General features: G+C 38.6%; 15 protein-coding genes. All 15 read right to left on the minus strand.

Translation table 11 applies throughout. The features are described from left to right. Window positions 1-15 precede the first annotated feature (15 nt). Window positions 16-1,254, minus strand: coding sequence for a beta-ketoacyl-ACP synthase II (gene fabF, locus ACO5GE_RS03125; protein WP_484829474.1), 1,239 nt, complete (start codon window positions 1,252-1,254; stop codon window positions 16-18). A gap of 9 nt (window positions 1,255-1,263) precedes the next feature. Continuing rightward, complete coding sequence (gene fabG, locus ACO5GE_RS03130) at window positions 1,264-2,001, minus strand: 3-oxoacyl-[acyl-carrier-protein] reductase (RefSeq protein WP_484829475.1); 738 nt, start codon at window positions 1,999-2,001, stop codon at window positions 1,264-1,266. Between the two features lie 4 nt (window positions 2,002-2,005). After that, a complete protein-coding gene (locus ACO5GE_RS03135; protein WP_484829476.1) occupies window positions 2,006-2,929 on the minus strand; it encodes an ACP S-malonyltransferase in 924 nt (307 codons plus the stop codon). Further along, the gene (locus ACO5GE_RS03140; RefSeq protein WP_484829477.1) at window positions 2,926-3,996 is read right to left on the minus strand and encodes an NAD(P)H-dependent flavin oxidoreductase; all 1,071 of its coding nucleotides are present in this window, start codon (window positions 3,994-3,996) and stop codon (window positions 2,926-2,928) included. Before ACO5GE_RS03140 ends, ACO5GE_RS03135 begins: the two co-directional genes overlap by 4 nt. Next, window positions 3,993-4,919, minus strand: coding sequence for a nitronate monooxygenase (locus ACO5GE_RS03145; protein WP_484829478.1), 927 nt, complete (start codon window positions 4,917-4,919; stop codon window positions 3,993-3,995). Before ACO5GE_RS03145 ends, ACO5GE_RS03140 begins: the two co-directional genes overlap by 4 nt. A gap of 66 nt (window positions 4,920-4,985) precedes the next feature. After that, window positions 4,986-5,930 (minus strand): beta-ketoacyl-ACP synthase III, encoded by a 945-nt coding sequence (locus ACO5GE_RS03150; protein WP_484829479.1) that lies wholly within the window; start codon window positions 5,928-5,930, stop codon window positions 4,986-4,988. Between the two features lies 1 nt (window position 5,931). Further along, a complete protein-coding gene (locus tag ACO5GE_RS03155; RefSeq protein WP_484829480.1) occupies window positions 5,932-6,879 on the minus strand; it encodes an acetyl-CoA carboxylase carboxyltransferase subunit alpha in 948 nt (315 codons plus the stop codon). Beyond that, window positions 6,876-7,751, minus strand: coding sequence for an acetyl-CoA carboxylase, carboxyltransferase subunit beta (gene accD, locus ACO5GE_RS03160; RefSeq protein ID WP_484829481.1), 876 nt, complete (start codon window positions 7,749-7,751; stop codon window positions 6,876-6,878). Before accD ends, ACO5GE_RS03155 begins: the two co-directional genes overlap by 4 nt. Window positions 7,752-7,764: 13 nt before the next feature. Next, window positions 7,765-9,132, minus strand: coding sequence for an acetyl-CoA carboxylase biotin carboxylase subunit (gene accC / locus ACO5GE_RS03165; RefSeq protein WP_484829482.1), 1,368 nt, complete (start codon window positions 9,130-9,132; stop codon window positions 7,765-7,767). Between the two features lie 3 nt (window positions 9,133-9,135). Further along, the gene (gene accB / locus ACO5GE_RS03170) at window positions 9,136-9,567 is read right to left on the minus strand and encodes an acetyl-CoA carboxylase biotin carboxyl carrier protein (RefSeq protein WP_484829483.1); all 432 of its coding nucleotides are present in this window, start codon (window positions 9,565-9,567) and stop codon (window positions 9,136-9,138) included. Window positions 9,568-9,595: 28 nt separating this feature from the next. Continuing rightward, window positions 9,596-9,823, minus strand: coding sequence for an acyl carrier protein (gene acpP, locus ACO5GE_RS03175; RefSeq protein ID WP_484829484.1), 228 nt, complete (start codon window positions 9,821-9,823; stop codon window positions 9,596-9,598). Window positions 9,824-10,309: 486 nt separating this feature from the next. Continuing rightward, window positions 10,310-11,305: a phosphate acetyltransferase gene (gene pta / locus ACO5GE_RS03180; RefSeq protein ID WP_484829485.1), complete on the minus strand. Its 996-nt coding sequence runs from the start codon at window positions 11,303-11,305 to the stop codon at window positions 10,310-10,312. A gap of 134 nt (window positions 11,306-11,439) precedes the next feature. Next, a complete protein-coding gene (gene nadE / locus ACO5GE_RS03185) occupies window positions 11,440-12,189 on the minus strand; it encodes an NAD(+) synthase (RefSeq protein ID WP_484829486.1) in 750 nt (249 codons plus the stop codon). A 68-nt stretch (window positions 12,190-12,257) separates the two neighbouring features. Continuing rightward, window positions 12,258-12,899 (minus strand): YigZ family protein, encoded by a 642-nt coding sequence (locus ACO5GE_RS03190; protein ID WP_484829487.1) that lies wholly within the window; start codon window positions 12,897-12,899, stop codon window positions 12,258-12,260. Window positions 12,900-12,912: 13 nt separating this feature from the next. Continuing rightward, window positions 12,913-13,918: GTPase HflX (hflX, locus tag ACO5GE_RS03195; protein ID WP_484829488.1), on the minus strand; the 1,006-nt coding region annotated here is incomplete at its 5' end.

The following is a 13,918-nucleotide window of genomic DNA, read 5'->3' on the forward strand; positions in this document are numbered from 1 at the left end:
TATGATAACCTGATATTATTCTGCATATTTTTTGAACAATAAAGTTGCGTTATGTCCTCCAAATCCCAAAGAATTGCTCAACGCATACTGTATCTCTTTTTCTCGTCCGACATTTGGAACAATATCCAAGTCACACTCCGAATCTTTTTCTTTGTAATGGATGGTCGGTGTAACATATCCTTCCTGTAAGCTCTTGGCAGTAACAATTGCTTCTACTCCTCCACTTGCTCCCAAAAGGTGTCCTACCATCGATTTGGTTGAGCTGACCATCAAATCATACGCCCTCTCTTGAAACACTTGTTTAATTGCCTTTGTTTCTCCGGCATCGTTTAACGGAGTTGATGTTCCATGTGCGTTGATATAGTCGACTTGTTCAAACGAAACATTTCCATCTTCCAATGCAAGTTTCATACATCTTGCCGCTCCTTCTCCATCTTCGCTCGGTGCTGTGATGTGAAATGCATCACAAGTTGTTCCGTATCCTACAATTTCAGCATAAATTTTTGCATTCCTTTGTTTTGCATGTTCATATTCTTCTAATAAAAGAATTCCGGCACCTTCTCCCATAACGAATCCGTTTCGTTCACGGTCAAACGGAATCGACGCTCTTGTGATATCATCTGCAAAACTCAATGCTTTCATAGCAGAGAATCCTCCGATTCCAAGTTCGGTAATACTGGCTTCCGAACCACCTGCCAACATCACTTCCTGATATCCGTCACGAATTCTTCGAAATGCCATTCCAATAGAATCTGTCGCCGAAGCACACGCTGTTACAATACAGTGGCAAGAACCTTGAAATCCTGTTTCAATTGCAATACTTCCGGCTGTAATATTGGTGATTGCCATTGGAATAAAAAATGGTGAAATGCGATGAAATCCTTTTGTCATGCCGGTAGTATGCTCTTTTTCTATCGTTTCCAATCCTCCGATACCGGAAGATACAATCACTCCACAACGAGTTTTATCCAATGATTCCAACTGTAAATTACTGTCCTGTATCGCTTCTCTTGCTGCAACAATCCCAAACTTTGTTACTCTGTCCATTCTTCGACAAACTTTTTTATCAAAATAATCTTCTTCCTGAAAATGTACAGCCTCTCCGGCAAATTTTGCCTTCTGTCCATCATACTGAAATCGTGTGATCTCAGAAATTCCGCATTGTCCTCTTTTCACTCCCGCCCATAGGGATGTAACATCGTTCCCCAAAGGAGAAACTGCTCCCATTCCGGTGATTACAACTCTTCTTTTCACAAATACCTCCTACATACTCATTCCACCGTCAACACTGATGACTTGCCCTGTAATATATCTGTTCTCTTCTACGGATAAAAATTCTACTGCTCTTGCAATGTCGTCCGGAGTTGCCATACATCCTACCACAATTTGGTTCAAAATGGATTCTTTCACTTTGTCGGAAAGTTTATCTGTCATCTCGGTATCTACAAATCCCGGTGCAACAGCATTAACTAATACACCTTTTTTTCCAAGTTCTTTTGCAAGAGATTTTGTCAATCCAATCATGCCCGCCTTAGAAGCGGAATAATTCGCCTGTCCTGCATTTCCTGTAATTCCTACAATACTTGTAATATTGACAATTCTTCCATATCTCTTCTTCAACATAATCTGCGCCGCATACTTACTCATAAAAAATGCACCTTTTAAGTTGGTATCAATTACTTGATTGAAGTCCTCCTCTTTCATTCGAATAAACATACCGTCCTTTGTAACTCCTGCATTGTTGATCAATACATCAACTGTTCCAAATTCTTTGATGACTTCTTCGACCACTTCTTTACAAGTTTCTTCTGAAGAAATATCTCCTTGTATCAAGTGTACTTTTGCACCGAATTCTTCACAAATTTTTTGTGTTTCTTCCGCTTTGGCACGATTACTGTTGTAATGAATGGCAATATCCATATTTGATTTTGCCAATTGCATTGCGATTGCTCTACCGATTCCTCCACCGGCACCTGTTACCAATGCTACTCTTTTTTCCATTCTGTTATCCTTTCTTTACGTACTCTATCGTCTTCTGTAAACTATCATAATCAAAACAAGGAAGTACAACACAGTCTTTTGAAATTTTTCGAATAAATCCTTGCAACACATTTCTAAATCCGACTTCAATAAAGGTATCTACTCCCTCTTCTATCATTGTTTGGATGGATTGGTAAAAATGGACACTCTGTTGCACCTGCTGAACCATTATTTGTTTGATATCATCATTTTTTTGTGAAACTTTTCCGTTTACATTCCATACTATCGGTAGATTCGGTACATCAAACTCCATCTTCTCAAACAATTGTTGCAACACCTCTCCTGCCGGTTTCATATATGAGGTATGGAATGCTCCACTCACATTTAGTGGAATCGCTTTGCCTGATTTATTTTCTTTGACTTCTTCCATCAATTTCAACATTTGTTCTTTGTCTCCACCGATAACGATTTGACCGACTGTGTTAAAGTTTGTAATTTCTATCGGTCTATCGCTTGTAGAATATTTTTTGCAATAGGACAAAATTTCCTCTTCATTCATTTTTAACATGGCACACATCATGGTATCCTTGCCGATCAAAGCTTCTTCCATCGCTTTGCCACGCACTTGAGAAATCTCCATCACATCTTGTTTGGAAAGAACCTTCGCACAGTACAGCGAACCATACTCTCCGATACTGAGTCCCGCCGTCATATCAGGAACAATTCCTTCTTGTTGCAAAATATCTGTCACAACGACATCGAATGCTACCATACAAGGTTGTGTATGTTGTGTCTTTGACAGTGTTTCTAAATCGGAATGAAAGGAAAGCTCTCTGATGTTAGGATATTCGTCATAACATACTTTTGCCTGCTCAAAACGGTCATAGAAGCTCTTGCCCATTTCTATCTGTTGACTTCCTTGTCCTCCATACAAAATTGCAAGTTTCATATCGTTTCCTCCCACTGCAGTTTCATTTCTTCAATCAAGTCATGAACATGATACATTTTATTGATTCTGTCTACATTTTCTCCCGTAAAAAACAATCCCTGTTCGATATTTCCTTTTGCTGCCTGAATCAACGCTTCGGATATACAGTAAGGTGTTACGGCAGGATCACATGGTTTTAAACAATTGATACATCGTTTCGGAGGAATACGCCCGTCAAGCTCTAACTGCTCTAACAATTTTGTTTTGAGAGCTCGTCCCGGAAGTCCGACCGGACTTTGGGTGATAATGACATCTTCTTTTTTTGCCTGACAAATCAATTTGGAAAATTCTTCAGATGCGTCGCACTCATAGGTTGCAATAAACCGTGTTCCAATCTGTGCCCCAAAGGCTCCTCGTTTCACATAATATACCATTTCATATCCGTCAAATACAGAGCCTGCCACAAATACCGGAATGGCACTTCCTTTTTTATCTTCAAAGGTTTTAACTACCTCCAATACTTCTTGGAGTAAGTTTTCCAATTTCATGTCGGGAGATTCAATCTCATCTCGATGAAATCCCAAATGACCTCCCGCACCTCTACCTTCCAACACTACAAAATCAGCAAACCGATTTTCTTTTCTAAGCCAACTGTTCATGACAACCTTCGCTGCTTTTCCACTTGACACAATCGGTGCAAGCGCCACATCATAGCCCTGAGCAACCTTTGGCAATGCCATCGGTAATCCTGCTCCGGATATAATCGCATCTACTCCGCTATCCAATGCACACTTCAGCATATCCTCATACTGATTTCCGGCAACCATAATGTTAACTCCTACCATGCCTCTTCCATTGGAAATTGCTTTTGCTTTTTGTATTTCCTCTCTGAGTGCCTCTTGATTACATCTCAAATTATCACGATAAAAATCTTCTTTTCGATAACCTATTTGCACAGCAGAAATGATTCCCATACAGCCTTCTCTTGCTACATGACCTGCCAAATTTCCAAGCGACACACCAACTCCCATACCTCCTTGAATCAAAGGAAAATCGAGAGTTTTATTTCTGATTTGATATGATTTCATTGACATAACCCCTTCAACACAGTTTCATATTCACGAAACAGCGTTTCTATTCGTTCAGATAGTGAGCATTCATCATGTATCATTGCTGCAGTTTGACCTGCCATAATGGAACCTGTTTCAATATCTCCCTCTTTTACTGCTCGTCTTAGAGAACCCAAGGTATAGTGTTCCAACTCCATCAAGGTAGCTCCTTCTTTTTCTCTTGCAATATATTCACGCACCATTGTATTTTTAATGACACGAACCGGTGTGCCTGCAATTCTTCCCATTACTGTAATATGGGTGTCTCTTGCATTTCTTACCGCTTGTTTGTAATTCTCATGAATCGGACATTCCGTCGTTGATAACAGACAAGTTCCAACCTGTACTCCACAAGCACCCAATATTTCTACTGCTAGCATCTGACGACCTGATGCAATTCCACCTGCTGCAATAACCGGAATATTTACGGCATCTGCTACCTGAGGTACCAATACCATTGTTGTCGTTTCTCCGACATGACCTCCACTTTCACATCCTTCTGCAATTACACCATCTGCTCCCAATCGTTCCATACGTCTTGCCAATCCTACAGATGCAACAACCGGAAAGACTTTGATTCCGGCATCTTTCCACTGTTTCATGTATTTTCCCGGATTTCCTGCTCCTGTCGTTACCACCGGCACTTGTTCTTCTATCACAATCTCTGCCATCTTGTCCGTATCCGGATTCATCAACATCAGATTCACACCAAACGGCATGTTTGTATGTTGCTTACAAATCTGAATCTGTTCTCTTAACATATCTGCCGTCATTCCACCGGCACCAATCATTCCAAGTGCTCCTGTATTCGATACGCATGCTGCAAATTCTCCTGTTGCAATATTTGCCATACCACCTTGTATCAATGGATATTTAATTCCCAAAATTTCATGTAATTTCATAGTTCTCCCTCTATCGGTTCTTTTTTTGTAACACTGTTACTCCATGAATGTTATCCTATTATTTCGCTACCATTCTATCAGTGTTCCACCCCAAGTAAGTCCACCTCCAAATCCTACCAACAACACCTTCATTCCTCGTTGCAACAAATTTTTCTCTACCATCTCATCTAATGCGATAGGAATACTTGCTGAAGAAGTGTTGCCATATTCCCCAATGTTGACGTAAAATTTCTCAGCTGGAATATTTGATTTTTTTTGTGCATAATCAATAATTCTTTTGTTTGCCTGATGGCAGACCACATAGTCTATCTCTTCTTTTTGAACCTTATTCTTTTTAAGTACATCTTCGATGCATTGAACAATGGATATCGTTGCGAATCGAAATACATCTTTTCCATTCATATATACTTGGCTCTTACTTCCTTTTCCATCTACACCAATACATCCAAGCTCTTTGCTCGTTCCTCTGCTTCCTACAGAAAAATGACCTAATGCTCCCTCTCTTTTTTTCAGGATAGCTGAAGCGGCACCGTCTCCAAACAAAATACAAGTTCCTCTATCCTCAAAGTTCAGCACTTTGGAAATTACTTCTGTTCCAATCAAAAGAATATATTCTTCTTCCGAAAAGGACATCAACAGAGAATCACAAATCATCATGCCATAAATAAATCCACTGCAAGCTCCATTGATATCTAAAGCAAGTATGTCTTCCGGCAACTGTAGTTGCTGTTGAATCAAACAGGCAACAGAAGGTGTCAAATAGTCCGGAGTAAAGGTTGCAACAATCACTGCCTTAATTCTTTCTTTTGGAATGTTTCCTTTTTCAATTGCTTTCTGTGCCGACAATACTCCCAAGTCTGTCGTCGTTTGATTCTCTACATAGTGACGACGCTCAATTCCAGTCCGTGAAACAATCCACTCATTTGTTGTGTCTATTTTTTTCACAAAGTCTTCATTAGTCACTATTCTTTCCGGTACATATCGACCGGTTGATACTATTTCAAAACTCATACTATTCCCTTCCTGATTGCCCTATCTTTCGATATTTTCCATATCTATCTATAATTCGTTGTTGTGAAGATTTGTTCATCTCTTGTTCCAAGTATCTTTTCAACACCTTTTTTAAGTCAGGAACCACTCGTTCAAAGTCTTGTTTTTGAAAACAAATTCCCTCTCGAATTACCTCATCTATCAAACCTTCATGGTATAAATCATCAGCTGTCATCTTCATTTTTTCTGCTGCATCTCTCGCTCTTTTTCCGTCTTTCCAAAGAATGGAGGCAAATCCTTCAGGAGAAAGGATAGAAAAAGTTGCATTTTCCAACATAATAATTTTATCTGCCAATGCCAACGCCAATGCCCCACCACTTCCGCCTTCTCCTGTCATCAATGCGATAATCGGCACTTTTAAGTCACTCATATAGAACAGGTTTCGTGCAATCGCCTCTCCCTGCCCTCTTTCTTCTGCACCCATTCCCGCATAGGCACCGGGTGTATCTACTATCGTAACAATCGGTCTTCCAAATTTTTCTGCCTGTTTCATCAGACGAAGTGATTTTCGATACCCTTCAGGATGACTCATTCCAAAATTGTATCTAATATTCTCCTCCAAATCCTCACCTTTATTTGTTCCGATTACAGTAACGGGAATTCCGTCAAAGTATGCCAATGCTCCCAACATCGTTGCATCTTCTCCATACAACCTGTCTCCATGAAGATAAAAGACATCATCAAACAATGCATCTACCCAATCTTTTACTTTGAATCGCTGAGGATGTCTGGAAAGATACACTTTATCCCAAGCCGTCATCTTGTCATAGTAGTTGTCCAGCAACTTCTGTTTTTGTTCCTGTATAGATTCAATCATCTTTTTGGTCGGAAGCAGTTGAGAGTCCTCTTCCTGTATTCTCTCAATCTCATGCTGCAAGCACTCTATCTTTTTTTCCAACTCTTGTATCAAATCAATTCCTCCTTACGATGAAGTTTCAGTAGAAAAGAAAGTGTCTGTTTCATATCTTTTCTCTCAACAATATGATCCACAAATCCTTTTTTTAGCAAAAATTCTGCTTTTTGAAATTCATCGGGAAGTTTTTTGCCCATTGTTTGTGCAATGACTCTCGGTCCTGCAAAACCAATCAATGCCTTCGGTTCAGATAAGATAATATCTCCCAAGCTGGCAAAACTTGCTGTCACTCCACCTGTTGTCGGATGTGTCAAACATGAGATAAACAACTGTCCACTGTCGCTATGCCTTTTTACCGCTGCTGAAGTCTTTGCCATCTGCATCAAAGAATACATTCCTTCCTGCATTCTTGCTCCTCCACTTGCACAAAACACAATGACAGGACACTTTTCTTCTGTTGCCATCTCAAATGCAGAAGTAATTCTCTCTCCTACTTCCGAACCCATGCTTCCCATGAAGAATCTGCCATCCATCACACACAAAATGGTAGGACTTTTTCCTATCTTCCCACGAAAACAAAGGACTCCTTCATCCAAAGCAGTCTTCTGTCTCATCGCCTCTTGCTTTTCCTCATAGCCGTCAAATGACAAAGGGTTTCTTGTTTTATCTTCGAATACAATTTTTTCGTATCCGGATTCCAAAAGACTCTTTGCCCTCTGTTCTGCCGGCATCGGAAAATAACCTCCACAATATGGACAAATATACAGATTGTCCTCTTTATCCTTTAGAGGAAAGGTGCGATTACATCCACTACATTGAGAAAATAACCGACTTGGGATTTCTTTTTGCATATAGGTTTCCTTCTTCTGTAACCTCAATGCTTTTAAAAGATCAAATTTCGATTTTCTGTCTTTCAAAAAATTTCCCATACCTACCTCATTTCTAAATCTGTTCCATCAAGTTTTGAATTCTCTCCAAATTACCTTCCAAAAAATCAGTTGTATAAGTACCTTTCAAAAAGTCTCGTTCATACATCATAAAATACAGTAGTCCGATATTGGTGGAAATTCCTTCGATTACAAATTCCTCCAACGCTCTTCTCATCTTTCTTACTGCTTCCTGCCTTGTCTTTCCATGCACAATTAACTTTCCAAGCATAGAATCGTAATAGGGACTCATGACACTTTCCTGAAACAAAGAAGAATCTATCCGAACGCCGTTTCCTCCCGGAATATGAACTGCATTCACACGTCCACAGGACGGCATAAAACCGTTTTTCGGATCTTCTGCATTGATTCTGCATTCAATCGCATGCCCTTGTATCTTAATATCCTCTTGTCGAACAGAAAGTGGCAAACCGAATGCTGTGCGAATCTGCTCTTTGATAATATCTATTCCCGTAATCATCTCTGTCACGGGATGCTCCACCTGGACTCTCGTGTTCATCTCCATAAAGAAAAATTCATTTTCTTTTGTCAATAAAAATTCAATAGTCCCTGCAGAAGTGTAATTCACTGCTTTTGCAGCATTGACGGCAGCTTGTCCCATCTCTTTTCTCATCTCCTGAGTCAAGACTCTACAAGGTGCCTCTTCTATCATCTTTTGATTCTTTCTTTGTAAAGAACAGTCCCTTTCACCCAAGTGAATCACATTCCCGAAAGAATCTGCCAATACCTGTACTTCTACATGCTTTGCACCTTCAATCAATCTTTCCATATAGATTGCATCGTTTCCAAAGGCAGAAAGCGCCTCTTGTTTTGCACTCAAAAATTCCTTTTTCATCTCTTCACTGCGATATACCTTGCGCATTCCTTTTCCTCCACCACCGGCAGAGGCTTTGATAATAACAGGATATCCAATCTGATCAGCTAAAGCTACTGCTTCATCCACATCTTTGATACAATCTTCAGAACCCGGAATAACGGGAACATTATGCATCTTCATTGTATCTCTTGCTGTCTGCTTATCACCCATTTTGGCAATAATTTCATAAGAAGGTCCGATAAAAACAAGTCCGCAATCTTCTACCATTTTTGCAAATTCACTGTTTTCAGCTAAAAATCCATATCCCGGATGAATTGCCTCACAGCCTTTGAGCAATGCTGAACTCAAAATATTCGGGATATTGAGATAACTGTCCTTCGCTCTTGCACTGCCGATACAGACAGCTTCCGTCGCCATCTGAACATGTAAGGCATTCTTATCTTCCGTTGAATAAACTGCAACTGTTTCAATATTCATCTCTCGACAAGCTCGAATGATTCTTACCGCAATCTCTCCACGATTGGCAATCAAAATTCTGTGAAACATAGATTACACCTCAATTTCCATCAACTTGTCATCATATCCTACAAATGCCTCGTTCTCAACAAAGATTTTCTTTATCACCCCATCCTCAGGAGCAACAATCTCATTCAATAGTTTCATCGCTTCGACGATACAAATAGTTTGACCTTTCTTCACTTTTTGACCTACTGTCACAAAAGGTGGTTCTGTCGGAGAAGGACTCGCATAGAAAGTTCCTACTATCGGGGATTTCACAAAAGTCCCTTCTGATTCTTCCTTCACAACATCTTCAAAAACGGGTTTTACCTCCTGTTGTTTTTCTACCTTCGGTGTAATTTCTCCTCTTATAGGATTTGAGAACGGATTTCCTCTTTCTCCCTCTTTCCCAAACGAAACGGAAAATTTATCTTCGCTCCAATGAAAGTCGGTCAAATTAGAGCGAGAAAACCATTCAGCCAATTCCAATATCTCATTCTTCTTCATCATATTACTTGTGACTGTCAATATAATCTACAATGTCTTGTACTGTTTTCATCGTCTCAAATTCTTCATCAGGAATAGAGATATCAAATACATCCTCCAATGCCATAGCCAAATCTGCACCGTCTAAAGAATCCATTTCCAAATCTTCCATCAATCTTGCTTCCGGTACTACTTTTTCTTCGTTACAGTTCAAACTTTCCAAAATTGTTTCTTTTACTTTTTCAAATGTCATGATAATTCTTCCTTTCTTTTCCTAAGTTATATTCAAAATAAGCTCTGTTTTTCATCATTGATAACACAGACAAACTTTCTATTAAGTCCTCATAATACTTATTCTGAATAAACATCTTAATAATTTATTCTATAAAACTTATATAATATATTCATATTTAATAAATTGCTTTATATAAATATATTGAAGAACATTTTATTGGGATTTCCTACTTTTGTCAATTTCATATACAGATTCTCTCTATTTTTTTACATTTATTCCGTAATTTATAAGTCACTCTCAGATATCAGACTACACTTGTTTCTTACTTTCTCTCATTACAAACGGTGTTGACTAAAAATAGGCATGATACTGATACTGTTTCCTTATCAAAGTAAAAAATAAAAACATACATAAAAAAACCGACTTTTAAGACTTTCTCTTAAAAATCGGTTTTATTTCTATCTTTTTCCATTTTATTCTATTTGAAAGACGATTTTTTCATTGCTATTCTTGATCGCAACCGTCACCTAACATACACCCTGCCGCAGTGAATAGCGCCAGTTTATACACTTCTTCTTCATTACATCCACGAGATAAATCACATACAGGCTTGTTCAATCCTTGAAGAATCGGTCCTACTGCATCATATCCTCCAAATCGTTGAATCAATTTATATCCGATATTCCCTGCCTCCAAGCTTGGGAAAATAAATACATTTGCATTTCCTGCAATTGGAGAGTTCGGTGCTTTTCTTGCTGCAATCTCAGGAACAAAAGCAGCATCAAACTGAATTTCTCCGTCAATCAATAAATCAGGCATCTGTTGTCTTACTAATTCCGTTGCTTTCGCCACTTTTTCCGTTTCTTCCGAATGTGCAGAGCCTTTTGTTGAAAAGCTCAACATGGCAACTCTAGGTTCTAAGTCAATCGCTTTTGCTGTATTTATAGTAGTGATTGCAATTTCAGCTAAATCTTCTGCAGTCGGTGCAATATTGATTGCACAGTCCGCAACAACATAAATTTGATCTTCTTTGATTAAGATAAATACTCCTGATATTCTTGAATAACATGGTTTTACTTTTATAATTTGTAAAGCAGGGCGAACTGTATCTGCAGTTGTATGCACTGCTCCTGAAACCATTCCTGCTGCCTTCTCTGTATAAACAAGCATTGTTCCAAAGTAATTGACATCAGACAAAAGTTTTTCTCTTGCTTCTTCAGGTGTAATCTTTCCTTTTCTTCTCTCAACAAACTTCTCAACCAAAAAATCCAATTCCTCATAATGTTGAGGATCTATTAAAATCAAATCGCTAATATCTACTCCTCTTTCGGCCGCAAATGCCCTCACTTGATCTTCATTCCCCAAAAGAATCGGTTGCATAATTCCATCTTTCTTTAATCGGGATGTCGCTTTTAAGATACGGTCACTCATTCCTTCCGGAAATACAATTAACGGATTTTTTTCGGATACCAATTTTTTCATTGAATCAAATATGTTCATTTGTGTTCTCCTCTTTTCAACTCTTTCGTTACAGTAACTTAGATTGCTCTTTTTTACAACAGAAAAAGAGAGATTTCCTCCTCTTTTCCAAAATAGGTACTTCTGTATTCCGGTACTTCATTTTTTTGAACTCTCTAAAATTTTGGCGGAACAGTAGCAGTATGTCTTTTGTGCTCTGAATTTCGATGTAATCTTTCTATCACTTCTCTGTCTTTATCCGGAATTTCCTGTCCATCTAAGAAAGCATCAATACAACGATATGTTGTTCCCATCTCAATCTCATCTGTCTGTCCTTCCCACAAATCGGCAGACGGCGCTTTATCCAAGATGCTTTGCGGAACGCCCAAATACTCTGCCCACTCATATACTTCAGATTTTTTCAAATGTGCAATCGGTAGAACATCTACTCCACCATCTCCATATTTTGTAAAATATCCCGTATAAATTTCAGCAGCATTGTCGGTTCCAACAACCAAATATCCCAAATTGTTTGCAATAGTATACAGTCCTGTCATACGAAGTCTTGCACGAGTATTTGCATCTGCAATTCTTGCAAAATCTTCTCTCCATGTATCTTGCATCGTTTCTTTTACTGTACTGAGCATCAAACTGTGTGCCTGTGTCAAATCCAATGTTATATGTGTTAGGTTCGCTTTTTCTACAAGCTCTTTTGCATGTTCCATATCCTTTTGAGAACTTCTGATTGGCATAATCACCCCCAAGGAATTGTCCGGAAATGCCATTTTAATCAAAAATCCTACAACGGCAGAATCAATTCCACCTGAAATTCCCAGTATCAATCCCCTTGTATGAGACTTCTCCACTTGTTCACGCAACCATTCTACTGTTTTTTGAATTTTTTGTTCCAATATTTCGTTTTTCATTATAATCTCCTTTTTTACATACCCGTTTTATTTTAAATTATTGTGTTTTTGAACATTTTGTTGTTTTTTCACGACTCATAGTCTACAAGTTGCTCAATATACTCTCTTTGTCCCAATTGAATCTCGATTCTACCTTCACATAAATCAATAAAATATGCCGATAGAGATTCTATACTTTCTTCTTTCACATAAAGCTGTAATTCTACCATATCTGAAAACAAGGTATCTTTCAATAGAAATTCTCTCTTTTCCACCTCATTTTTGACTTTTCCATACAACGTATAATCCATTTTCAGACTCATTACCTGATGAACTTCTTTTGAAACAATTCCCGTCTGTTTTACTCCTTGAGCGACGGCTTGACTATAAGCACGTACCAAACCTCCTTTGCCCAGTTTGATTCCTCCAAAATATCTTGTTACAACAACACATACATTGTAAAGATTCAGTTGACGAAGAACACTTAGCATAGGTAAACCGGAAGTGCCGGAGGGTTCCCCGTCATCCGATGATTTTTCCACTAAAGGCTCTATCATCAAACGATATGCTGAAACATTATGGGTTGCATCATAGTATTTTTTTTTCATCTCATGAACAAAACTTTCTGCCTCTTCCACCGTTTCTACATATCTACAATGCGCAATAAATCGTGATTTTTCAATCACAATCTCATTTTCACCCGATTGTTGTATCGTACGATATGATTTCAACACAATTCCTCCATCACTCTTCTATTATGTTCTCTCGATACTTATGATAATCTGCTTCATCAACTGATAAAACTATCTTTGTACCCTGCTCCTCATACACTTCTTCTTCAATCCGATACTTCTTATGCAAATTATTCAACAAACTGCCATTCACATAAGGAATCAACATCGTTACCCTCTTGTTTTTACAAATGATGGACTGAATTTTTTCCAATAATTCCTGTTTATGATATCCTGTTTTTGCGGAAATGGAAATCTTATCACTCTCTTTGGAAATAACAAACTGTTCTTCCAACAAATCAACTTTATTAAATACTGTCACAATCGGAATGTCCTTTACACCAATCTCCTTTAGGACGTGTTGCGTTGTATTCATCTGCAAATCATATTTTTCATTGGAAACATCAACCACATGTAAAATCAAATCCGCATACTTGATTTCCTCCAAAGTGGAATGAAAAGCATTGACCAAATCATGTGGCAAATTGGACACAAATCCTACCGTATCCGTCAACAAATACTCCATTCCGTTCGGTAACTGTGATTTTCGAAGTGTTGTATCTAAAGTCGCAAACAGCATATTCTTTACAAAAACTTCTTTTTCTTCTGTATAGTCCTTGTGTTCTTTCAAAAGCTCATTGAATAAGGTGGATTTTCCGGCATTTGTATATCCTGCCAATGCTATAATCGGAAGTTCCGATTTCAATCTGCCCTTTCTTTGGACTTCACGATTGTGCTTTACCTCTTTCAACTCACGCTCAATTTCAAATATCTTTCTTTGAATTCTTCGCTTATCCGTCTCCAGTTTTTTCTCTCCGGGTCCTCTTGCACCGATTCCTGCACCCGTTCTGGAAAGGTTGGTACTGCTGTTAATCAGTCTTGGAAGCTTATACTTCAACTGCGCAAGCTCCACCTGTAACTTTCCTTCTCCCGTTCTTGCACGCTTTGCAAAAATATCCAAAATCAACATGGTACGGTCAATCACAGTCACTCCTATTCCCTCTTCCAAATTACGAAGT

This window comes from Filifactor sp., from assembly GCF_057248345.1.

Bases quoted from the DNA above. Each gene is read 5' to 3' on its own strand.
- fabG (WP_484829475.1), bottom strand. From the start codon at position 2,001: ATGGAAAAAAGAGTAGCATTGGTAACAGGTGCCGGTGGAGGAATCGGT.
- ACO5GE_RS03135 (WP_484829476.1), bottom strand. From the start codon at position 2,929: ATGAAACTTGCAATTTTGTATGGAGGACAAGGAAGTCAACAGATAGAA.
- ACO5GE_RS03140 (WP_484829477.1), bottom strand. From the start codon at position 3,996: ATGAAATCATATCAAATCAGAAATAAAACTCTCGATTTTCCTTTGATT.
- ACO5GE_RS03145 (WP_484829478.1), bottom strand. From the start codon at position 4,919: ATGAAATTACATGAAATTTTGGGAATTAAATATCCATTGATACAAGGT.
- ACO5GE_RS03150 (WP_484829479.1), bottom strand. From the start codon at position 5,930: ATGAGTTTTGAAATAGTATCAACCGGTCGATATGTACCGGAAAGAATA.
- accD (WP_484829481.1), bottom strand. From the start codon at position 7,751: ATGGGAAATTTTTTGAAAGACAGAAAATCGAAATTTGATCTTTTAAAA.
- accC (WP_484829482.1), bottom strand. From the start codon at position 9,132: ATGTTTCACAGAATTTTGATTGCCAATCGTGGAGAGATTGCGGTAAGA.
- acpP (WP_484829484.1), bottom strand. From the start codon at position 9,823: ATGACATTTGAAAAAGTAAAAGAAACAATTTTGGAAAGTTTGAACTGT.
- pta (WP_484829485.1), bottom strand. From the start codon at position 11,305: ATGAACATATTTGATTCAATGAAAAAATTGGTATCCGAAAAAAATCCG.
- nadE (WP_484829486.1), bottom strand. From the start codon at position 12,189: ATGAAAAACGAAATATTGGAACAAAAAATTCAAAAAACAGTAGAATGG.